This window comes from Listeria ivanovii subsp. ivanovii (assembly GCF_900187025.1).
Taxonomy (GTDB): domain Bacteria; phylum Bacillota; class Bacilli; order Lactobacillales; family Listeriaceae; genus Listeria; species Listeria ivanovii.
This window is the reverse complement of record NZ_LT906478.1, coordinates 136106-159485: the sequence shown is the minus strand read 5'-3', so window position 1 is coordinate 159485 and position 23380 is coordinate 136106. Positions and strand designations below refer to the sequence as shown.

The 23380-nt window shown below is 37.9% G+C and carries 22 protein-coding genes; 2 read left to right on the top strand and 20 right to left on the bottom strand.

What is annotated here, in order from left to right:
• Positions 1-47 precede the first annotated feature (47 nt).
• The 4 genes from metG to CKV67_RS00735 all read right to left on the bottom strand — a co-directional run bounded on the left by metG (position 48) and on the right by CKV67_RS00735 (position 5328).
• Positions 48-2048: a methionine--tRNA ligase gene (gene metG, locus CKV67_RS00750; protein ID WP_258380612.1), complete on the bottom strand. Its 2001-nt coding sequence runs from the start codon at positions 2046-2048 to the stop codon at positions 48-50.
• Positions 2049-2113: 65 nt separating this feature from the next.
• A complete protein-coding gene (locus tag CKV67_RS00745) occupies positions 2114-2974 on the bottom strand; it encodes a GRP family sugar transporter (RefSeq protein ID WP_014091710.1) in 861 nt (286 codons plus the stop codon).
• 168 nt (positions 2975-3142) lie between these two features.
• Positions 3143-4402 (bottom strand): DUF1214 domain-containing protein, encoded by a 1260-nt coding sequence (locus CKV67_RS00740; RefSeq protein ID WP_014091709.1) that lies wholly within the window; start codon positions 4400-4402, stop codon positions 3143-3145.
• Between the two features lie 68 nt (positions 4403-4470).
• The gene (locus tag CKV67_RS00735) at positions 4471-5328 is read right to left on the bottom strand and encodes a GRP family sugar transporter (RefSeq protein ID WP_025279703.1); all 858 of its coding nucleotides are present in this window, start codon (positions 5326-5328) and stop codon (positions 4471-4473) included.
• Positions 5329-5444: 116 nt separating this feature from the next.
• Between CKV67_RS00735 and CKV67_RS00730 the strand changes: the two genes are divergently transcribed.
• Positions 5445-5729: an AbrB/MazE/SpoVT family DNA-binding domain-containing protein gene (locus tag CKV67_RS00730; protein ID WP_014091707.1), complete on the top strand. Its 285-nt coding sequence runs from the start codon at positions 5445-5447 to the stop codon at positions 5727-5729.
• A gap of 47 nt (positions 5730-5776) precedes the next feature.
• Here CKV67_RS00730 and rsmI read toward each other — a convergent pair whose 3' ends face one another.
• Genes rsmI through holB form a run of 6 tightly spaced genes read right to left on the bottom strand, consistent with a single transcriptional unit; the run spans position 5777 to position 9940 of the window.
• Positions 5777-6658, bottom strand: coding sequence for a 16S rRNA (cytidine(1402)-2'-O)-methyltransferase (gene rsmI / locus CKV67_RS00725; RefSeq protein ID WP_014091706.1), 882 nt, complete (start codon positions 6656-6658; stop codon positions 5777-5779).
• Positions 6655-6921, bottom strand: coding sequence for a GIY-YIG nuclease family protein (locus CKV67_RS00720; RefSeq protein WP_014091705.1), 267 nt, complete (start codon positions 6919-6921; stop codon positions 6655-6657). Before CKV67_RS00720 ends, rsmI begins: the two co-directional genes overlap by 4 nt.
• Positions 6905-7657 carry a tRNA1(Val) (adenine(37)-N6)-methyltransferase gene (locus tag CKV67_RS00715; protein ID WP_014091704.1) on the bottom strand — a complete coding sequence of 251 codons (753 nt, stop codon included), beginning with the start codon at positions 7655-7657 and terminating at the stop codon, positions 6905-6907. Before CKV67_RS00715 ends, CKV67_RS00720 begins: the two co-directional genes overlap by 17 nt.
• A gap of 57 nt (positions 7658-7714) precedes the next feature.
• Complete coding sequence (yabA, locus tag CKV67_RS00710) at positions 7715-8098, bottom strand: DNA replication initiation control protein YabA (protein ID WP_014091703.1); 384 nt, start codon at positions 8096-8098, stop codon at positions 7715-7717.
• A gap of 10 nt (positions 8099-8108) precedes the next feature.
• On the bottom strand, positions 8109-8942 hold the full coding sequence (locus CKV67_RS00705; protein ID WP_014091702.1) for a PSP1 domain-containing protein: 834 nt from the start codon (positions 8940-8942) through the stop codon (positions 8109-8111).
• A 5-nt stretch (positions 8943-8947) separates the two neighbouring features.
• A complete protein-coding gene (gene holB / locus CKV67_RS00700; protein ID WP_014091701.1) occupies positions 8948-9940 on the bottom strand; it encodes a DNA polymerase III subunit delta' in 993 nt (330 codons plus the stop codon).
• Between the two features lie 216 nt (positions 9941-10156).
• Between holB and CKV67_RS00695 the strand changes: the two genes are divergently transcribed.
• Complete coding sequence (locus CKV67_RS00695; protein WP_014091700.1) at positions 10157-10993, top strand: STAS domain-containing protein; 837 nt, start codon at positions 10157-10159, stop codon at positions 10991-10993.
• A gap of 49 nt (positions 10994-11042) precedes the next feature.
• Here CKV67_RS00695 and CKV67_RS00690 read toward each other — a convergent pair whose 3' ends face one another.
• The 10 genes from CKV67_RS00690 to CKV67_RS00645 all read right to left on the bottom strand — a co-directional run bounded on the left by CKV67_RS00690 (position 11043) and on the right by CKV67_RS00645 (position 23302).
• Positions 11043-13100, bottom strand: coding sequence for a SpaA isopeptide-forming pilin-related protein (locus tag CKV67_RS00690; RefSeq protein ID WP_014091699.1), 2058 nt, complete (start codon positions 13098-13100; stop codon positions 11043-11045).
• 284 nt (positions 13101-13384) lie between these two features.
• Positions 13385-14233, bottom strand: a complete 849-nt coding sequence (locus tag CKV67_RS00685; protein ID WP_077905817.1) for an IS3 family transposase — start codon at positions 14231-14233, stop codon at positions 13385-13387.
• A complete protein-coding gene (locus CKV67_RS00680) occupies positions 14227-14505 on the bottom strand; it encodes a helix-turn-helix domain-containing protein (protein ID WP_014091697.1) in 279 nt (92 codons plus the stop codon). Before CKV67_RS00680 ends, CKV67_RS00685 begins: the two co-directional genes overlap by 7 nt.
• A 96-nt stretch (positions 14506-14601) precedes the next feature.
• A complete protein-coding gene (locus tag CKV67_RS00675; protein WP_025279700.1) occupies positions 14602-15420 on the bottom strand; it encodes a M55 family metallopeptidase in 819 nt (272 codons plus the stop codon).
• A 15-nt stretch (positions 15421-15435) separates the two neighbouring features.
• Positions 15436-17085 (bottom strand): peptide ABC transporter substrate-binding protein, encoded by a 1650-nt coding sequence (locus CKV67_RS00670; protein WP_014091695.1) that lies wholly within the window; start codon positions 17083-17085, stop codon positions 15436-15438.
• A 12-nt stretch (positions 17086-17097) separates the two neighbouring features.
• Positions 17098-17877: a serine hydrolase gene (locus CKV67_RS00665; RefSeq protein WP_014091694.1), complete on the bottom strand. Its 780-nt coding sequence runs from the start codon at positions 17875-17877 to the stop codon at positions 17098-17100.
• A 17-nt stretch (positions 17878-17894) separates the two neighbouring features.
• Complete coding sequence (locus tag CKV67_RS00660) at positions 17895-18773, bottom strand: C40 family peptidase (protein ID WP_025279699.1); 879 nt, start codon at positions 18771-18773, stop codon at positions 17895-17897.
• A gap of 16 nt (positions 18774-18789) precedes the next feature.
• Positions 18790-19866, bottom strand: coding sequence for a dipeptide epimerase (locus CKV67_RS00655; RefSeq protein WP_014091692.1), 1077 nt, complete (start codon positions 19864-19866; stop codon positions 18790-18792).
• Between the two features lie 238 nt (positions 19867-20104).
• The gene (gene yidA / locus CKV67_RS00650) at positions 20105-20917 is read right to left on the bottom strand and encodes a sugar-phosphatase (protein WP_014091691.1); all 813 of its coding nucleotides are present in this window, start codon (positions 20915-20917) and stop codon (positions 20105-20107) included.
• 45 nt (positions 20918-20962) lie between these two features.
• The gene (locus CKV67_RS00645) at positions 20963-23302 is read right to left on the bottom strand and encodes a helicase C-terminal domain-containing protein (RefSeq protein ID WP_025279698.1); all 2340 of its coding nucleotides are present in this window, start codon (positions 23300-23302) and stop codon (positions 20963-20965) included.
• Between the last annotated feature and the right edge of the window lie 78 nt (positions 23303-23380).

The following is a 23380-nucleotide window of genomic DNA, read 5'->3' as shown; positions in this document are numbered from 1 at the left end:
TTGATTTTTTCTCACATAAAGACGCCCCTGAATCAGGGGCGCCATTTTTATTTTACTTTTGCACCATTTGGAAGGGTACTGCTTGCTTCAATAATGCTAAGTTTTCCATCTTTCTCACCAGAAAGAATCATCCCTTCGCTCATAAGCCCGCGAAGTTTTACTGGCTTCAAATTGGAAACAACGATTACTTTTTTGCCAATTAAGTCTTCTGGTTCGTAAAATTCTGCGATACCAGAAAGTACTTGGCGTAACTTACCTTCACCTAGATCTAATTGGAAACAAAGTAGTTTGTCGGCTTTTTTCACTTTTTCCACTTGTTTCACTTCAGCAACTCGGAGATCTACTTTATCGAAGTCTTCAATGCCAATTTGCGGAGTTTCAAGTGCATCCACTTCAGCTGTTGCCTCAGATGGTGCTGGTGCTGAACCTTTCATTTCGTCTTGAATGAAGGCTACTTCTTCTTTTGCATCTAATCTTGGGAAAATTGGCGTTCCTTTTTTCACTACAGTTGTTCCAGCAGGGATTTCTCCGTAGCCATAAATGCTATCCCATTTCTTCAAGTTTTCTTCTTGTAAACCAAGCTGTAAGAAGATTTCACCAGGAGTTCTTGTCAAGAATGGTTGCAAAAGAACAGCGATAATTCGTAAGTTTTCTGCTAAATGAGTCATGACACTCGCTAATTCTGCACGTTTTTCTTCCTCTTTCGCAATAGCCCATGGAGCTGTTTCATCGATATATTTATTTGTTCGGGAAATAAGGGACCAAAGCTGATTAAGTGCTACAGAAAACTGCATATGATCCATGCTTTTCTCATAGTCAAGAACGACACTATTTTTGAAATCAACTAAGGTTTTATCAAATGGCGTCACCTTCCCTTGATAAGCAGGAATTTCTCCATCAAAATATTTGTTAATCATTGCAACCGTACGATTTAGCAAGTTTCCTAGGTCATTAGCAAGATCGTAATTCACTCGGTCAACAAAGTCTTCAGGTGTGAATAAACCATCTGAACCAAATGGAACTTCACGTAATAAATAATAACGAAGCGCATCAAGACCATAACGATCAATCAACATATATGGATCTACTACATTTCCTTTTGACTTCGACATTTTACCATCTTTCATCAAAATCCAACCATGACCAAATACCATTTTTGGAAGTGGTAAATCTAGTGCCATCAACATAATTGGCCAATAAATCGTATGGAAACGAACAATTTCTTTTCCAACAATTTGGACATCTGCCGGCCAGTACTTTTGGAACTTCGTATCATTATCGGTATTGTAACCAAGCGCCGTAATATAGTTAGAAAGCGCATCAATCCATACGTAAACCACATGTTTTGGATTGCCAGGAACTTTAATTCCCCAGTCAAAAGTGGTTCTAGATACTGCTAAATCTTCCAAACCTGGTTTGATGAAGTTATTTATCATTTCATTTTTTCTTGATTCTGGTAAAATAAATTCCGGATGCGAATTGTAATACTCTACTAAACGATCCGCGTATTTACTCATACGGAAAAAGTAAGACTCTTCTTTAACAAGTTCCACTTCATTTCCACTAGGAGCTTTTCCGCCGATGACTTTGCCGTTCTCATCTTTATATACTTCTTCTAATTGCGTTTCAGTAAAGTATTCTTCATCAGAAACAGAATACCAACCTTCATATTCACCTAAGTAAATGTCTCCTTGTTCGACAAGCTGTTCAAAAATTTTCGCAACAGATGTTTTATGACGGTCTTGTGTTGTACGAATAAAGTCTGTGTTGGAAATTTCTAGTTTTTTCCAAAGCTCTTGGAAGCCTTCTGCAATTTCATCCACGTATTCTTGTTCAGAAATACCGCGTTCTTTTGCTTTAGCTTGGATTTTTTGACCATGTTCATCCGTTCCAGTTAAGTAAAACACATCATATCCTTTTAAGCGTTTGTAGCGAGCCATTGCGTCCCCCGCAACTGTCGTATAAGCATGTCCGATGTGTGCTTTTCCGCTTGGATAATAGATTGGTGTTGTAATGTAAAAAGTATTTTTCTCTTCAGGCAACACAATTCCCTCCTTAAAAATAAAACAATTAGTATCATTATATCATTTTTCTTGCTAAACGAAATAATTAATTAAGCTCCTTTTGCTACACCGATTAAGATTCCGCCAAGAACAACCAAAATAACGCCTACAATGACATATATCATTTCTTTTCTTGTTTTCTTTTCTTTTAGTAGTACAATGCCACCAATCGTTGAAATCACCACGCCTAATTGTGAAAGCGAAAAGCCCGTTGCCACGCCGACAAGTTGATTAGCATGTACCATCGCAACATTACCTGCCGCCCAAATCATTCCCGGGATAACTAACAGCAGCGTTCGTTTGTTGATACGTTTTTCTGTCCCACCACTGCTCGTCATAATTAGCGCGCTTAAAACCATCCCAATCGCTTGTGGTAATATCGCGTTAATCCCATCAATCTTAAAGCCTTGAATTAATACAACTAGCCCGACGTAACCAGCAGATGAAATCACTAGCGTAATCAAGCCTTGTTTTAAAGCACTAGAGCCATCCTCTTCTTTTTCCGCATAAGAAGTAAGAAATATACCGCCGATAATTAAAGTCAAAGCAATAAAACCAAGTATAATACGTAATGTCGTATCCCATTCATGAAATAAAATAACACCACAAAGCGTCGTTCCAACTAACTGCATCCCTGTCGAAATCGGCATCGCTTTAGATACACCAATTATTTTAAAAGCACGTAATTGAAACATCTGTCCAACGCTCCATAAACACCCTGTCAAAAAACTAATGCCGACTGTTTTGAGTGTATAAACCGGGTCCGTAAAGAAAAAAACGATTACTGCAAAAATTAACGCCCCAAGTGTCATTCCTACTGTTTGTTGCCTTGTTGAACCGCCAAATTTGGTAATAATCAGCGGTACTGTTCCCCAAAGTAACGCAGGAATCAGCGCAATCATGATATTCAAATCGTTATCCCCCTTGTTGACCATTTGTTATGGATTTCAATTACTTTATTATAGCGGAAATAACGGGAAGAAGATAGAGGATTCTAGGGGATTATTGTAAATAAAAAGCCAAGTATGAGAAACCTTACAAACAGGTAGCTACCATACTCGGCTTATAACTTTAACTATTTAAATACGTTCAAGCGGAGGTAAAAACACCTTGCCCTCAAGTACCTCTTGTTTTGCTACATATAATCTGAAGTTCAGCGAGAAATCTTTTCCTTTTTCGCTTGGCAGCCAGTTTCCTTCTTTAACTCCAGCAGGTTGTTCAGGTGCTAGATATAGTGTTAGACTTCCATCGTCATTTAATTTCGTATCAGAATAATTATTTATACTGAATTTATTTAACTTATTGGGAATAACGTGATAGTCTGGAACACTATACATCGTAATCGACCAAAAGCTATTTACTAATTTCTCAGGTAACGCTTCTTTTGTAAAATGGATTTTATAGGTATTATCTCCACTTAGCATTTCTTTATTTGAATCTGTTTGACCAATGAAATATAGTGCTTCGTCAATGGTATTTGCCCATAATCCGCCAAAATCAATGATACTACGTGCTAAAATATCATTTTCAAACGCTCCAGCAACATATGTAACAGACCAACCACCTTTTTGTGTTCCAAATCCCTTCGCTCCAGCTAGGAAGTAAGGAATTGCTTCTTTAATAATTAAATTTTTCACTTCCGCTCTTTGTTCATCTCCAAGTGCGATATATTCTGCTACCTTTCTTGCTTTTGCTTGAAACTCTGGTGCTTTCGGCATTTTATCTGGGTAGCTTGCTAAAACTGTTTCTAAATTATCGTAAATTTCTTCCATTAGGAAAGCTGCATTGGTAAAAGGTGGTATTTCAAGTGGCTCTTGAATTTCAATGCCCGTTGGCGCATCTAACTTGAATTGTTTTTGTAGTTTTACAGCGCCTTCCGGATCCCCCTTTTGCTCTACCCGAAGAAGTAGTTTCACTTTTTCAGCAGGCAATTCAATTTTTATGGCGTCATCAGGGACAACTGGATTGGTACCTTTTTTGATAAAGGCAAATTTGCCAAATGGATGCTCTGGATAATTCCGTTCATTTATATTCGTCACTACTTCGCCCCAACCATCTAAAAGCTGTACCGTGTAATAACGTTCTTTGATTTCTGGAACTTCTAGTATAACTGCATGATTATCGTCAACAGCAAGCCATGTTTCAGAGTAAACAACATCGAAATTAGGATTAACAAAATTGGCGTCGGCTGGTGCGATTGTATTATGTTTCAACACATTATAAGGTATTTTATCTTGCTTAATATCAAAATTTTCTTGCCGTAAAACGAGATAACGTGACAATAAATAAACATAAGATTCTTTGACAGTTTCTGCATTTACTTGTAGGTTTACATCCATTATTTACAATACCACCTTTAAATTTAATATAACTTGATTATAACAAATAGTATGCTGAATACTAAGGATTAACTTTTTGCTATTCCTATCATTGTTCCACCAACAATCACTAGAATGACCCCGATGATAACAAGAACCAACTCTTTCTTCGTCTTTTTCTCACCTAGGAAAAGAATGCCCCCAATGGTCGAAATGACCACCCCCATTTGAGAAAGCGAAAATCCAGTTGCGATTCCGACTAATTTATTAGAGAATAGAAGCGCTAAGTTACCGGTAGCCCACATAACACCGGGGATCATATTTAACCAAGTTTGCTTTGTAAAACGTTTTTCAGATGATTTAATGGAAAATAATAATCCTGCAACAACCATCCCTACAGCTTGCGGTAAAATTGCATCCCAACCACTAATATTAAACCACTGTGTTATAACAACATACCCGACATATCCAACCGATGAAATAACTAAAGTAATAAGTCCTTTTTTCATATTTTGACCAGAGTTTTCGTCTTTATGTTGTTGATAACTTGTTAAAAATATCCCAAAAATAATAAGTGCTAATGCTGAAAATCCAATAACTAATTTCGATGTTGTTCCCCACTCATGAAAAGCAAAGACACCAAAAAGTGATGTTCCGACTAGTTGCATCCCAGTCGAAAGTGGCATCGTTTTAGATACACCAACCTGGGTAAAGGCACGGAATTGATTCATTTGACCTAAACTCCAAAATGCCCCTGAAACAAAACTAGCAATTAAAATCGTCGTTGTGTATTCTGGATTTGTAAAAATAAAAACGCCGATTGCGAAAAGCAATGCGCCAAAGGTTGTTCCGATAATTTGCTGCCGTGGTTTTCCGCCAATTTTTGAAACAACTAGCGGCATAATCCCCCACATAACTGCTGGAATTAATGCAATAACTATATTCATATGTTTTTCCCCCTAATTTTTCTCTACTTGTGGTCTATACCCGTTCTACCTCAAAATCATTCCTATTCTAATGATAATCTGTTAAAATGAATGAAAATTACGGGGAAGGTGAAAAAATGAAATCAACTGGAATGGTAAGAAAAATTGATGAACTTGGCCGCGTTGTAATTCCGATTGAAATCAGACGCACCATGAATTTAAATGTAAAAGACCCACTTGAAATATTTATTGATGATGAAGCAATTATTTTAAAGAAATATTCTGCTGGTTTGGTGTGTGATGTTACTGGAGAGTTTTCTGTGGATAATAAAAAATTCGCGGATGGCAAATTGACGCTTAGTAAAGAAGGCGCTGCGGAGTTGATGGAGGAGATTAAGCGGCGGTTTGGGGATTCGTTATAAAAAAATCATACGCGATTGTCCTGTTTTGATGGACTTCGCGCATGGTTTTATTTTATTTCATGGTAAGCCGCATAAACTTCACGCTTTGGTAAGTTTCGCGCTTTCATGACTGTTTTAATCGCGTCTTTGGAGCTAATATTTTCTTGTTCCATTACTGTGCTGACATGGGTTTTAATATCTAACTCTTGCCACCAAAGTGTTTCATCTGCAAGTGGCGGATTATCGTTTCCTTCTATTATAATGCAAAATTCGCCGCGTACTTCTTCGTCTGTCGCCCAGTTAAGCGCTTCTTCTACCGTACCGCGCAAAAACTCTTCAAATCGTTTCGTTAGTTCACGACATAAAACGATTTTACGGTCATTTCCGGTGATTTTGCTAATTGCTTTTAGCGTTTCTTTCAAACGGTGTGGCGATTCATATAAAATCCATGTTTCTTCGCGAGCTGCGAGTTTTTCGATTGCTTGTGTTCGTTCTTTGTTTTGGCGTGGTAAAAAGCCGTAAAAATAAAATGGTTGTGGAGCGAGTCCTGAAGCGATTAATGCTGTCAGTGCGGCATTTGCTCCCGGGAGTGGAATCACTGGAATATCTGCATTTAGCGCACTTTGAACGAGTTCATAGCCCGGATCAGAAATCGAAGGCATTCCCGCGTCACTTACAAGAGCAACAACTTCTCCGCTCAGCATCCGCTCAATAATATTTTCCTCTTTATTTTCTTTCGTGAACTGATGATAACTCGTCATTCGGGTCGTAATTTCAAAATGATTTAAGAGTTTCATGGTATTTCTTGTATCTTCCGCAGCGATAATATCTGCTTCTTTTAATATGTTAATTGCACGAAAAGTCATATCCTCTAAGTTTCCAATTGGCGTTGGCACTAAATAGAGCGCTCCTGCCTGAACCCCGCCAAAACTTTTTTGACTTTTAATCATTCATTCTCCTCCCGTTCTAAATAGGCATCTTTATTTTTGCGCGACAATTTTTTAAAGGCTGATTCTGCTTTTGTTGCCTCGCTTCTCGTTGCATATTTTTCAAAATGAATCACTTTTACTGGGCGGCGTGTTTTGGTATATTTACATCTGATTCCGGCATTATGTTCCGCTTCTCGGCGCGCAACATCTGTCGTATAACCACCATAATAAGAATTATCACTACATTTTAGCACATAAAAGAAATGTTCACTCGCTTTCGCCATATAAAATCTCCTTTATTACTGGGGTATATTCGCCAGCTTCATCGTATACAATAACTGGTGGAATGTATTTCACGCCGGGTTTGCCGTCTTTGATTCCTTCGACAAGCACGGTATTTGCTTCTCGGTCCAAACGCGGATGCACCATTTGAATCCGTTTTGGCTCTAAACGATATTTTCGCATTAAATCAAGAATGTCGAGGAGCCGTTCAGGACGGTGAACAAAATTAGCCTTGCCACCTTGTTTCAACAGGTTTGATGCAACACGAATGGTGTCTTCAAGCGTACACATGACTTCATGACGAGCAATTCGGTAATGTTCATTTTCATTTTTCAAACTTGTATCTGGACCCGCAAAATACGGCGGATTACAAGTCACAATATCGGCACGTTCTTTCGGGATAATATCAGTAATTTTTTTCAAATCATACTCAATCATCTCAATCTGACTTTCGAGCTCATTGTAGATAACGCTTCGTTTCGCCATATCTGCAAGGCGCGGCTGAATTTCGACTCCCACAATTTGTGCTTCTGTCCGGGTGCTTAGTAACAACGGAATAATCCCGTTCCCGCTACACAAATCAATTATTTTCCCTTTACGAATTGGCAAATAGCTAAATTTTGCTAAAAGTACCGCATCAATTGAAAAAGAAAAGACAGACGGACTTTGAATAATCCGCAAATTTTCAGCTAGCAAATAGTCTAGCCTTTCATCACCTATTAATTTAAGATTTTCCAAATAATCCACCTTCTCTAGCAAAAAACCCTCCTCCAAAATCGAGAAAGGCTCGTCTTATTATTTTTTATTAAGTAAGGATAGGCAAAACAAACAATCTTCATCATTGCCGCGCGGACTGCCGAAATGCACATTGCAGACATGAAATCCTTCTCTGTAAAGTTGGACAAGATTATCATAACCTTCCCCGAGTTCAATCATTTGTTGCATTGCTTCTTTACGATTTGGCGCCATTACTCCATGAACCGCCTCTTCTTCTTTTTCAGAAGATACTTCATCTGTCAAAGAAAGCCTACGTCGCAAATGCTCATTCTCAAGATTTAACCGGTTATTTTCCTCCAACATCTCACCTAAGTTTGTCTTTAGATCTCCAAGTTGCTGATACAATTCGCCAATTTGCTCCTCCATATTACTGACTGAGTCAAAAATAGCTTTTTTATCCAATTTTTTCACCTCAAGACTTTGCCGGTTGTTTTAGAAAATCGTTAAATGGACGTAATTCATCCAATTCGTATTCTATAACCGTCTCTTCTTCGGGCAAACTTACTTGTAAGATTCTAGAAAGCAAGTTGATTCCCGAAACACGTGCTTCTGCGCCTTCTGGAGTTTTAACTTTCACACCAACATCTGGCATTTCACGTTTTGCTTGCTCATATTCATCGTTTTCGTACTTCAAGCAGCACATTAAACGTCCACATAATCCAGAAATTTTCGTTGGATTAAGGGACAAGTTTTGGTCTTTCGCCATTTTGATGGATACTGGTTCGAAATCACCAAGAAACGTCGAACAACAAAGCATCCGCCCACATGGACCAATCCCACCAAGTAATTTCGCTTCATCACGAACTCCAATTTGGCGAAGCTCAATACGTGTCCGAAAAACAGAAGCTAAATCTTTAACAAGCTCCCGGAAATCGACACGACCTTCTGCAGTAAAATAAAAAATAATTTTATTACGGTCAAAAGTGTAATCAACATCCACCAAGCTCATTTCTAGTTCGCGCTCGCGGATTTTTTCGTCGCATAATAAAAAGGCTTTCTGACAAGAATCGCCATTTTCAGCAACACACTTATAATCTGCCTCTGTCGCTACTCGAAGCACTTTCTTTAAAGGTAATACAACGTCTTCTTCGTCCACATAACGTGGCTCGATGACGGTTCTCCCAAATTCAATTCCTTGTGCATTTTCCACAATAACACCTTGATTTTCTGTGATTTCCAGTTCTCCAGGTGAAAAATAATATATTTTACCAACGTCTTTAAAACGGACGCCTACAATTTTAAGCATAGCGATTACCTCCCTTGAATTTCAAGAACTAGTTGTTCCATTAGAAGTTGCACATTCATATTGGAATCTAGCTTTGATTTCGCAGTGAGAATCTTCTCGATTTCCCCTGTGGTTTCAGACAACGATTTGCGTAAAGCGTCTTGCGCGAGCATTTCTTTTTGCGCTGTGCAAATTGGCTCGTAGTTTCCATCAAGCGTAAGGTGCAGTCTGTCTCGGTATAGCAGTAATAACAACTCAAGACCAAGTGCCATCTTATCTTTCTCTTTAAAAAGCGGCATCCATGATTCTTGAATGATAATTAACGGACTAGTTCCTTGATGATGCAATCCTTCATATAACTTGATTACGGTAGTTCTTGCTTCTCCAAACCACTCATCTTCTTCAAAATTCTTTGCTTGCTCTGTACTCCCTGTAATACTAGCATAAATCCGCGCTTTTTGTTCAGAAATACCAACGCGAGTTAAAGAAGCTACAAGGTTATCAAATGTTAGCGATTTAAATGTCACTGGTTGTAACCTTGATTGAATAGTTGGCAAGATTTGTCCCGGGTTTGTTGTTAAAAACAGTAATAACAACCCGCCCTCTGGTTCTTCTATGAATTTCAGCAGACTATTGGCTGATTGAACAGTCATTTTTTCTGCATCGTAAATGATAACGACTTTTCGATCTGATTCCATCCCGCGTTTACTTAGTTCTTGCTTTAACGCACGGACTTGATCGATTTTGATACTAGCACCATCTGGCTCTAGCAAATGAACATCCGGATGATTATGACTGGCTATTCTGGTACAATTCGCACACTCGCCGCACGCAAGTTCTGTTTTAGTAGGCTCTAAACAAAAAAGACTTTGAGCTAACCAAAGTGACGTACGTTTTTTTCCTGTGCCACTTGCTCCTTCTAATAAATAACCGTGCGATAACCGATTTTCGCGGACACTTTTTGAAAAAATCTTCATGACCACTGGTTGCATCACTGTAAGTTCATCCTGTAATCCCACAAAAAACTTCCTTTCTATCCATATTGTAATATTATACCATGACAAGCCCCAAATAGCTTCGGAATTTTAACAAAAAATAATGATGAATTTGTTAAATAATATTACAATTTGAATAAATTAGCTTTTTTTCCAAAATTTACATGGACAGTAGACCCTTTTGAGCATAGAATAAAGGAAAAGTAGTTTCTATACTTAGACTTAAAGGGGCTGTCTGGTATGAATGAATCAAACGGAAGCATGGAACTTTATTTAAGGGCACATACCGAAGAAATTATAACTAATTGGCTATCCAAAATCTATGAAAACGAAAACACTTATACTAGTTTTGTTTATTCTCCGCGCTATAAAGATGAACTGCGTGCTGATAGCGAACAAACAGCCGATCTAATTATTTCTTACTTTGCAGGTAAAAAAGCTTTTTTTGCGAAACTAGATAAATGGCTCGATAACATGTACGCACGACGCATGGAAAATGAAGTGCCGCTTCCAGAAGTAATCACCACTCTAGACAAACTTCGCCGCGAATTTTTATCTGCTGTTTCTGATTTTTGCATTGAAAACGATGAAGTAACCAAATGTGATTTTTCTTCTAGTATGGCAATGGTTAACCACGGTTTCGACCGAATCAATGAGGCTTTTTCAGCAATGTATTACCGTGATATTGTTCAACATTTAGAATCACAACACCGATTAATAGAAGAAATTAGCACACCAGTCATTTCGATTACTGACAATCTAGCCATCCTTCCTTTAATGGGACGCGTCGACCGAGAAAGAGCTGAAAAAATTTCTGAGATTACAGCTACTAAATGCGTCAAACTCGGCGTGGAGCAGCTTTGTATTGATTTATCGGGTATATCGTACTTTGATGATGCCCTTGGAGAAATGCTTAATAACTTAGTGACGGTACTCAAACTGCTTGGAGTCGAAGCTTTCATTTCCGGTATCCAACCAAAAATGGCCCAGCAAATTAATCGTGTGGATTTAAACTTATCGATTCCAGCCTATCATTCTTTAAAAGCTGTTTTACAAGATAAAACTAGAACCAAATAAAAAATGGAACATAGAGCGAATTATCGTCTCGCCTTATGTTCCATTTTTATTATTTTTTCCTAAATAAGATTAACCCGCTTGCTGAAATCGCAACTAATAGTAATCCTAATCCGCTAACAAGAGGGGAATCTCCTGTTTTTGGCAATATAGCTGATGAACTATCTGTACTTACAATTTCATCGGGGGTTTCTGGGGTGCCTGGTATTTCTGGTTTTAGTGGTTCTATTGGTGTTTTAGGTTTACTAGGAACTGCTGGTTTTAGTGGTTCTTTGGGTATTTTTGGAATAATTGATGTTCCTGGTATTTTGGTGTTTTCTTTTGTCACAAGTAAACCGAGGTGCGATGTTTCTTCTGTAATTGCAAATTTCACTGGTGTTGCATCTAACAAATAACCGATTGGCGCTTTTGTTTCTACTAGCTGATACTCTCCAAGTACTAAATCTGCAATAGTTAAGGTTCCTTCTTCGTTTGTTTCGAGGCTAGCTTGCAAAGTAGCTCCTTGCGCGTCTCGCAGCTCAAATTCCGCACCAGCTAGTTTTACTTTTGTTTTACTATCTAATTTCTCAAGTGTCACAGAACCTTTGATTGGCATATTTTCTTTGGATACGTTCAGAGTTTTATGCGTTTCGTCAATCGTGAATTTTACCGGACTTGCATCTAGCTCATAACCGATTGGCGCTTTTGTTTCTACTAACTGATAATCGCCTAGCGTTAAGTCTGAAATAGTTAGTGTTCCAGCCGCGTTCGTTTCTAAACTAGTCTGTAACGTGCTGCCTTGAGCATCTTGCAATTCAAATTCCGCGCCAGCCAGTTTTGCTTTTGTTTCACTGTCTAGTTTCTCAAGTGTCACAGAACCTGTAATCGGGGTATTTTCTTTGGATACGAATAATGCCTGATGTGCTTCGTCAATTGTAAATTCTACCGGGCTTGCATCTAACTCATAACCCACTGGTGCTTTGGTTTCAATTAATTTATACGTATCAAACTTCAAATCTGCAATCGTAAGTTTTCCATCTGCACCGGTCTTAATCCCTTCTTTTATCGTAGCTCCGGCTGAATTCACTAATTTAAACTCGGCATTTTCCAGTGGTTTTTTTTGTGCTGTATTGTCTGTTTTCGTTAATTCCACGGAGCCAGTTGTGCCTTCACCAGTTCCGCCACCACCAGATGTTGGTGTTAAAACTTCAATTGTTTTTGGAACATAATTATCGCCTGAAAGTATCCCTTTATTGGAGTAATTGGACGATACACCACCATCAGTCGCAATTGTATAATAGGAAATTTTCACCGAATCAGTCAGATTTCCAAATGCAATCTTGAAACCATCACTAGTCTGCGTAATAGCTGATGCCGGTACTTGTGTTCCTCTTGTAAAATTATCATCCGCATCAAACGTCCCATGATAGGCTTTCACAGAACTAAAATCAAGTGTTTGATTTGGTCCGATAAAGTCTTCGTATATGGCATTATCAATACTTAATTTCGCATAATTCACACGAACAACCCAATTGATTAGTGCTGGATTTTTTTCATCTGCCCAACCATATTTATATAAAGTCTCATTTGGATTAATTTGGTTTTTAGGACCAATATCGACAGGAATAGTCACATAATCCCCATCTACCGGAAAATCAACATCGACTTTTTCATTTCCGTTTATGACTGTTTTGTCCCAATTACTCCAGAAATTAAGGTCACCTTTAATATTCGACTTCTTCTCCACATAATCTGTAAAGGTCACGACTACTTTACCCGTAGCCTTCGTCGCAGTTACATTTCCCACCGTATTTCCTTCATCATCTTTTAAAACAACATTTAAGTCTGTTACTATTTTCAATTGTTTTGGTAAAGTGAACTCCATTGTATCTCCAGCGTTCACATTTGCTGAATTCGGAATTTCCCATGTATAGTGAATTTGAATACTTTCATAATAACTAAAATCTGTTTTAGGGTTACCATCCGCATCTTGTAATTCCACCGTTTTTAAAAGTTCAGAACCATAATTAGTTGCCGCTTTTACAAAATTTGTTTGAAACATCACATTCACAAGCAAAATTGTACTAAGAAAGACAAAGCCTATTCTTTTAAAGTTTCTGCCCATTTTCATATTTTAACTCATCCTTTACAAATTTGTTAAATCAACTTAATTTAGTGCCAGTATACAGTAAATAATTTAGAATTTATATGTACACAAGATGAAAAACGTTCATTTTGTGTACATTTTGTGAATTTTAGGTCAGATAACCAGACTTATTTTTAGCAACAATTATGATTGTTACGCCGTTTAACCTGTTTGTAAAATGTCTCTTTAGATACTTTAAAAAAGAGGGATAGCGATGCAAAAAAAGATGGGAATGAAACTATTTTTTGACACAATATAAAAAGAGCAACTCAATAAGCCATTTTTTTTCGATAATCTATTGGCGAAAGATAGCCTAGTTTGGCTAAGATTCGTTGATTGTTCCAAAAATAGATGTAATTCTCAACTATATCGATTACAATGTTATTAGAACTTATGGGTTCTTTATGAAGGTAGAATGTTTCAGACTTTAGTGAGGAATGAAATGATTCTATTGGGGCATTATCTGAAGGTATTCCTTTACGGGACATACTTCGGATAATGTTTTTTTGTTTAGCTACTTGAAAGAATTCTTTCGAAGTGTAAGTCGCCCCTTGATCACTATGTAAAATGGCTCCCTTAGGAAATGTCTTAATCTGATTTAAAGTATCTACTGCTAGCTGTGCATTTGGATGATCGGATATTTTGTATGCTACAATCTCACTATTATAGGTATCCATAATCGTAGATAGATATAACATAGATTTACCAAAAGGTAGGTAGGTGATATCCGTTGTCAATTTTTGGCGTGGTTTTTCTGCCTGCCAATTTTTAGCAATTACGTTTTCAAACGTCTTATAGATAGTTCCTGGCTTTCTAAATTTTTTCTTTTTCGCCTGGCAGTTCCATCCTCTATTACGCATAATTTTAGCCACTTTATTAATTCCTATCGGAATTTCTTTCTTAATTAAAGCATAGATTTTTCGATAACCATAGAGAAAATGGTTTTTGGTTACTAATTCTTGAATACGTAACTCTACATCAGATAAAGTATCTATTTCTTTATAGCGATGGCGATAGTAATAACTTCTAGATATACCAAATAAGCGAGTAAGCTGTGTAATAGAAAATTCCTTTGCATGTTGCTTCATAAAGAGAACTATATTTTTACGCATCACCATCTTTCCTGAGAAAAATACTTTTTTAATAATTCGAGTTCTTTTTTTGTCTGTTTTAATTCTTCGGAAACCGACAATTCATGCCTTAAAGGACGCCCAGAGACACTGTTCAGTCTGCTTATCTCTCCATCTAAATACCACTTTTTCCATGTATAGAGAGTTCCTGAACTAGAAATTTGGAATTCTTTCCGAAGGGAAGCAGCACTGGCTCCTCTAAGATACCTTTCTACAATTTGAATTTTTAGTTCGACTGAATAATATGTATGTTTTGTCATTAGAAAACACCTCCAAATTTATTTTACTAAATTTGAGGTGCTCTTTTTTAATTGTATCTAATTATAGTGGCAGTTCCCAAGTGCCTTCTGTCTTCTTTAAGAAAAAGCGCATTTCATTGCGAGTTCAGTCATTGCAACCATCGCTTGATAGGCTTCTAAAATATCGTTTGCTTCAAATTGGACCGTCGTTTCATCGATTATTTTCGTTCTTGGTACAAGAGAAGCCCATTCAGCTTGTCCGTAATTACAAAACTCTATCTTCAAGACAGGTTTTTCCGGCGGAGTAAGCACTATTGCTTGTTTATTTTGTAAAGCTACGGCTACTTTTTCACGAATGATTTGTTCTGATTTTGCTAGTGAGAAAGCTATTGCAGCAGATCTAGAAACGGCTTCTTTAACGACAGCTGTTTCTATTCCAGGTATTAGCTCTTTCGCCTCGCGAGCAATACAATCATCGCCAGCGACAAGAATAACTGGAACACCGAATGCTCCTGCGACGTATGCGTTTAAACCAAATTCTCCAATCGCAACATCATTAATGTAAAAATTCCGAACACCAGAAGTCATTGTGTGGCTCATCACTCCTGGTTGTCCCGCGCGCGAGTGATAACCTACAAAAATCGCCGCATCTGCACTTGCATCCAGTCCCTGTACCATCGAAAACGGCTTCACATCGCCAGTAATTAACCGTGCTTCTTCGTGTAGATCTTCCATCAAAATATTATTCATTTTGGAATGACTATCGTTCACTAAAATATCGTCATAGCCAGCTTTAAGTGCTTCTTCTACAACCCAGTTAGTTTCGCTGGTCATTATCTTTTGTCCTCTAGTGTAATTTCGCATGCTAGAATCTACAAAAGTGTCATCTGGAAGACCATTTATACCTTCCATATCTACTGAAATCCAAAGTTTCATTTTTCCTCTCTCCTTTTACTCTACGTATGCGCCTTTATAGGAAAAACTTGTTCCAAAATTATGGTGAACAATTCTTTTGACCGTGTCTTTTTTCAAATTACATACAGCCGTTTGATAAAGTGGAATCATGGCTGCATCTGTTTCAATAAGTAGTTTTTCTGCATCAATGAATGTTTCCCAGCGTTCTTCTGGCTCGGTTGCAAGGGTTGTTGAGGTTGCTTTAATCATTTTGTCGTAATCAGCGCTTGAGTAGCTACTCGCATTGTAAGTATTACCGGTTGTATAGTTTCCTAAGAACGTTAATGGATCCTGGAAGTCAGGTCCCCAGTTAGAAAGAACGATTTCATAATTTTGTTCACGTGTTAATTGAAGTAAGTTCTTTTTAGGAACGGTTTTCAAGTTTATTTTAAGCCCCGGCAAAGCTGCTTCCAGTTGACTTTGAAGGTATTCACCTACTTTTTTACTAGATTCTAAATCTGAATTTAGCAGCTCAACAGTAATTTCACCGCCACCGAGTTCTTGTTTTGCTTTTTCAAAGTAAGTTTTGGCTTCCGCTTCATCTTGTTTCATATAGTCGCCACTTTCTTTACGGAAATCTTCGCCTGTTTCTGGGTTAGTGACAAATTTTTCTGGAACATAGCCGTAAATTGCTTTGGAACCATCTGCTAAAATTTTCTTTGTAAGTGATTCTTTGTTTACAGCAAGAGATAGCGCTTTTCGCAAGTTTTCATTTGCAAGCGGTGTTTTCTTTCCATCTATTACTTGATTTAATTTTAAATGGGTCACATAAGCATCTAGTTCAGAGTGATAGTCTTTATCGTTGCTTTTTTGCGATGCGTAATCTCCTGAAAGTGTTGCTACATCAAGTTTTCCCGTATCGTACAAATTAACCGCTGTATTTGGTGCTTTTACAACCGTTACTTCTATTTTGTCGGATTTTACATTCTTTTTATCCCAGTATTCTGGATTTTTTTCGAGCGTCCATTCTTTTTCTGTATTAGTCCAATCTTTCATTGTAAAAGGACCATTATAAATCATATTTTCACTACTTTGCGCATATTTATCGCCTTGTTCATTGACGTATTCTTCATTTTGAGGATAAAACGAGTTAAATGCAAGTAGTGATGTGAAGTACGGTACTGGTTGTTCGAGTTTAATTTCAATGGTGTAATCGTCCAGCGCCTTTACGCCTAACTCATCAACACTTTTCTTCCCACTTATTACATCTGTGCCATTTTCTACTGTCCCATCAAGTAAAAAGGAGTACTGAGCGGCTGTATCTGGATTCGCCAGTTTTTTCCATGCAAAAATGAAATCGTTGGCAGTAACTTTTGTTCCATTTGACCACTTAGCATCTTTCCGTAATTGGATAGTATATGTTTTTTGGTCATCACTTAGCGTGGGCATATCTTTTGCAACAGCTGGTACTGCTTGGTCTTTATCATTTAACGTATACAAGCCTTCAAAAACTTGTCCTTGTTCGGTAAAACTAGGGACGTCTTGCGAAAGCGTCGAATCCATGGAAGAAACTTCAGCATTTTCCATGATTTTCAGCGTTTTTTTACCTTGTGATTTCGTTGCTTCATCTTTGTTTCCTCCACATGCCATTAAAAAAGTAGATATCGATAGAATCATGATAAACAAAAGTGCTAATCTTTTTTTCATTTTGCTTCCTCCCTATTTTTGATTTATTTGAGCAAATACTTGTTTCCCTACTGTCTGCATCCAAGCCGTCGAGTTCGCTTCAAGTCCCGTATTATTTGTAAGTGCCGCCACAAATCTTATTTCTCCTTGGTATTCAAAAATGGCAACATCATGCTGAATATCTTTTAATTCTCCAGTCTTATTTAACATCTGAAGCCCTGCGATTCCCGCTTCTTCCAAAGTACCCGTTAAATTCGAGCGATGCTGTTGATTCAAAAATGGACGCCGGATAGTTTCGGTTAGATTTGGATACTTCTTGGTTAGCTCCATAATTTCTTGAAAAATAGTTACAGCTAACTTGGCAGTGATTTTATTTTCTCCAGCAGCTTTAAAATCCATCATTTTACGTTCTATTCGGGCGCTTTTCTCCCAGCCTTTTTTACCTAGCCATGCTTGTAGATTTTGAAGTGATGCTAGTTCTATTAACTGATTAGTAGCAGTATTATCAGAAATCGCAATCATCAAATGCAATAATTCTTCTAGTCGCCAAGTTCTTTTCTGAGGGAGGATTTGAATGATTCCTGCCCCCGCAACTACTCTGTCAGGTGACAGCTGGATTTCCGTTTGCAGATTTAGTTCCCCATTACTAATCTTTTCGAAAAAATACAAGTAAATGGGTAGTTTAATAACACTTGCCGCTGTATAAAGCTGATTTTCGTTTTCTGCAAAAAGCGTCTGTTTTTCGTCTGATATATATAGTGCCTTTGAATCAATCATCTCGTAAGTTTTGTTGATTTCCATATACGTATTCAAACTACCACTCCCCTTTTTTAGCGATGCCTCGATATAACGCAAAGCTCTGGTTCATATTTGCTCCCAGTAATTTTGGTTAGAATTACTTTGGAACCCGGCGTTTGCGAATGAATCATTTCGTCATTTCCCATGTATACTCCAACATGATGGACATCGCCTTTTCCTTCTTCATAGGCAAAAAATAGCAAATCGCCTGGTTCGGCATCTGCGTAGTCTATCTTTTCCCCTTTGAATGACTGCTCCGTAGCATCGCGACCAATGTATTTCCCGCAAGTGCGATAAAGTGTAAATGCAAAACCAGAACAGTCAAAACCAGTGCTACTAATACCCGCCCAAACATATGGTAGATCAAGAAATTGGAGCGCCATTTGAACAACTTCAACGCCAATATTTTCACGTGGTTCATTTTGAAATGCGACATCTGTCCGTGAAATAGTTGCTGGACCATGCGGTGTTTCAATCGTATAATGATTTTCGGACTCAGCCAATTTAGAAAAAAGTGTTCCAAATGATATTTCACGAATCGTTCCATCTTCATAACTAATTTGTGTTTTTGGTACGACAACAGCTAATTTTTTGCCGTCACTTGCTTTTTCGTCTATATCCATCAAATCCTCCAGGAGCATCCAACCCGGGTAGCCGCGTTTATCAAGGAAACTATGTTGCGAAGGTACGACCACTTTCGCCCATTCACCTTCCATTTTATCAACAATTACCAAGTCATTATAAAGTAGATCTGAGTCCACGAGGCTGTCATCATAAAGTTTCATTGCATCTTCTTTTGTCACCTGAACTAGATCACTTGTTTTTCTCGCTTTTAAAATACTTTCCAAAACTGGATTCATTTCATTCTTTCTCCAAAGAAAAGCATTACTTTGGCTAACCACTTTGTTCATAATATCCCTTCTTTCATTAGTATGCTGGAATTCCAATACCGCTTTCTTCTGTCAAAAGCACTTGACCTTGACCGATTTCCAGCCCAATATCGGTTATATTTTTACCATGTAGATTCCACATAAACGGCACATCTAAGTCATAAAATTTCACTTGTTTGGATGCCGCTGCAAAATGAGCTGCAGCTGATAAACTTGCATAACCTTCAATCATTGTCCCAATCATGCAGCCCACATTATATTCGCTCGCTAAATTATGAATGACTCGAGCTTCCTTAATTCCGGAGCTTTTCATCAATTTAATGTTTAACAAATCGCAACATTTTTCGTCCAGAAGACGTTTCGCATCATGAATCCCGAATAAACTCTCGTCCGCCATAATGGGAATATTCGTGTGAGCAATCACTTTCGCCATTCCCGCAAAATCCCAACTTTTTACGGGTTGTTCAACGAAATCAATTGGAATATCGCGCCATTCATGTAAAATTTGTATTGCCTCATTGTCCGTCCAACCTTGATTGGCGTCAATCCGAAATGGTATTTTCCCACCTAAAGCATCATTTATTTTCCTAATCTTCGCGACTTCTACCTCCACCGGATCAAGTCCAAGTTTAACTTTAAGAGACCGAAACCCCTCTGTTACTTTTATTTCTGCATCATGGACCATTTTTTCTGGTGTTCCAATGCTTATTGTATAATCGGTTTCAAGTCTCGGATTCCCGCCACCAAGAAATTCATATAGTGGTTTGGAACTCGCTTTCGCCAAAGCATCATGTAGCGCAATGTCTATCGCCGCTTTCGGACTTGTATTATGTATTAAAAGTAGTTTCATTTCATCTAAAATGGTCAATTCTTCATCCAATTCACGCCCGATTAAAAACGGAGCGAAAATGTCATTTATTGCACTTATAATGCTCGCTTCTGTATCTCCAGTTATTACATGAGTCGGAGCTGCTTCACCTATCCCAACTATTCCATTATCAAAATGGATATATACTCGCACCACATTTACATGATTCACTTCTCTAAGCGCCGTCTTAAACGTTTCGTTAAGTTGAATTGGCAAGATGCGCGTTTTAATTTTTGTGATTTTCATGCCCCTATACTCCCTTCAATTTTCAAAATGTCAAACTATTCCTAAAACAATAACAAAAGAAAACGCGTTTGGCAAGATAGACTTGATAGAAAAACTTCCATAAAAAAACATTTCCTTTCTAATTGTACTAAAATAGCTTCCATCCTAGGTTACTTATGTATCTTTCTATATTCGCCCATTAAATAAAGCGCTGTTAATATTTTCGAATCGAAATACACCTGACATCAGATGTATTTTTTTAGCGATCTAATACGAGCATTTGAATAGCACTTGCAACCCCATCTTCATTATTGGTTGCCGTTGTATAATTGGCAATTTCTTTAATGTGTTCTGTCGCATTTCCCATTGCGACACCCATACCAGCATATTCAATCATAGTGATATCATTTTCTTGGTCCCCAATGCTAATTACTTCGCTTTGGTCTACTCCAAGCTTATTTGCCAAACTTTCTAATGCAGAACCTTTATTTACTCCTTTTTGCAAGAATTCTAGGTTGTAAGGAACACTTCGAACAATATAAAATTTTTCTTTTAATTTCAACGGTAAATTTTTTATAACATTGGTTATTTTTTCGGGAGAATCAAGCAGCATTACTTTTGATACATGAATATCATCCGGCGCTTCCTCAACTGGTAAATGATATAACGGCGTTTGTAATAAAAGTGAGTCTTGACAAGTAATTTCTGTTATTTTTCGACTTGGTACATACATGTTTTTCCCATCAAAATAAGTGACATTTACTTCTTCTGCATGACAAAATGCATAAATTTCTTCTAATTCTGTTTTATTTAAAGTAATATCTGCTAGCGTTCTTTCAGAGGCGGTTTCTAAAACGACTGCGCCATTAAATGTAATCGCATAATCCCCAACATCCAAAAGATCTAGTTCCAGCAAACTTTGCTTAATTCCAGCAAGTGGCCGACCAGTGCATAAAACTACTTTCACACCCTTTGCTTTTGCCGCCTTAATAGATTCACGAACTGCTGGTGTGATTTTGTGTGCATCATTTAAAAGCGTGCCATCAATATCTATTGCAATAATTTTATACATAATTTCCTCCCAAAACTGACTAATTATTTTCATTCTACTAGAAAACTAATCATTTCGCCAAAATTCGCTTACTTGCTGCGTGATTTCTTGCGTATTTTTGACTATTTTTGCATGATTCCAGTGAGCCGGAAATAATGCCCGATAACGACTTGCCGAAAAACGTTCATCTATTAGTAATACGGCTCCCCGATCAGTTTCATCGCGAATGACCCGTCCCACAGCTTGAAGCACTTTATTCATCCCAGGAATTTGATACGCATAATCGAACCCTCGGCCTATTGTTTCATTATAATAGTCTTTAATTAAATCTGACTCTGGATTTAGTTGCGCAAGTCCAACCCCAATAATCGCAGCTCCAATTAACCTTTCACCGCGAAGATCGATTCCTTCTGAAAAAACACCGCCTAAAACACAAAAACCTACTAGAGTCTCTGAATTCCCTACTTTGAATACTTCTAAAAATTCCTCACGTCGCACTTCATCCATTGAATTCTCTTGCTTTTGTACGATGATATTTGGGTATTTCGCTTTAAATAACTCATACACTATTTGCAAATACTGAAAAGAAGGAAAGAAAAATAAATAGTTTCCTTTTTTCCCTGATATAAACGAATTTAGTGATTCAACTACTGTTGCTAAACTTTGATGACGCATTTGATATTTGGTACTTATATTATCCGCCACTAATAAACGCATATTTTTTTGTTCAAACGGAGAACTAAAAACTATTCGACTAGTATCATTTTCTCCGCCAAGTACATTTGTATAGTAATCAATTGGTCTAAGCGTCGCTGAAAAAAGTACTGAATTAGACCCTAGTTTTAGTTTTTCTGATAGCAGGAAAGCAGGATCTAAACATAGTTGTTTGATTTCTAAGTCCGAACGATGGCGCGTAATCTGCGTAGTATAGCGTTCATCATAAAGTTCAGCAATTTTCATATAACGCAAGCCCTCAAAGTAAAGCTCCAACACATCGGTCTGTGATTCCGATTGCGCATTTTTTGGCAGCCATTCTTTTGCAACAAACGTAAACTTTAATACCGACTCGTTCCATTCCGTCAGTGCTGCTTTGTTTACATAAATTGTCTCGTCCGCTTCAACTAATTTCTTGTTGATTGAAATCATTACTTTGTTCATCTCATTAACCGTTTTCCAAAGCCGCTTGTGTAGCTTTTTGTCCAACTGTCGCTTTACTTGCATAACGAGTGATTTTCGCAGCGTCGCCGAAAACATCGAACGCGCTCGATCTACTAAATTGTGCACTTCATCAACTAGAAACGTGTACTTTCCTGGACCTTCACTAAAAAAGCGTTTTAAATAAACCACTGGATCAAACAAATAATTGTAGTCACAAACAATCACATCACAAAACAGCGCTACATCAAGCGACAATTCAAATGGGCAAAGAGTGTATTTTCGGGCATACCGCTCTATAACAGACCGACTTATTGCTTCTTCCTGTCCAAGCAGATCAAATAGAGCCTCATTCAACCGGTCATAATAGCCCCTTGCAAATTGGCAATGATCCGGTTCACACTTGCGCTCATCTAAAAAGCATATTTTATCTTTCGCTGTAATCGTAACACTTCTCGCCGCTAACCCCTTCCGCCGCATTTCATCTAGCGCATCTTCTGCTACCTGTCTCGTAATGGTTTTCGCTGTAAAGTAAAAAAGTTTATCCGTCTTCCCCTCACCCATTGCTTTCATTGAAGGAAATAGGGTTGACATTGTTTTGCCAATTCCAGTTGGAGCCTCGCAAAATAAATCCTCTCCTGATATTGCTGTCCGGTACACCGCAATCGAAAGTTCTCTCTGACCGCGCCTATAACTACTATAAGGAAATACCAACTCCTGAATTGTCTTATTCCGTTTCATTTCCCAAGCAACTGACATTTTTGCCCAAACTGCATATTTGGAAAGCAAATCATCTACAAAAGCACCCATTTCTTCTCGACTCATTACACGTCTAAATTGCTTTATTTCTTCATCAGCTACTTGATAATAGGTTAATTGAAGCGTGACCTCAGAAAAATCTGCTTTTTCAGCGAGCATAAAGCCGTAACAAATAAGTTGCGCCCAATGAAGTGGCTGGAAATTTTCGGTAATTTCTTCCATTACGGTTTCCGTTGTTTTAATCTCATCTATTGTTCGCTCATTAATTATCCCATCCGCACGACCATCTATCGAAAAAGCTACATCCTCCACAGTACGGTCGAGTTTTAAACTAACTTCTGCTTGATATTCTTCTCCTGCTGTTTGTTGGAGCAATTGATGAATTTTCGTACCTTCTAGCGCTCGATTAGAACTAGTCATTCGGCTATCAATACTGCCACTTCTAAGAACAAATTCCACTAAACGCCGTACTGAAATTTTTACCGTTTTCATCAACAATCCTCCTTCATAACCCTCTTGAATTATAGCACAGAACTGACGTTCGTTTCACTTGTTACGTTTTCCGCAAAA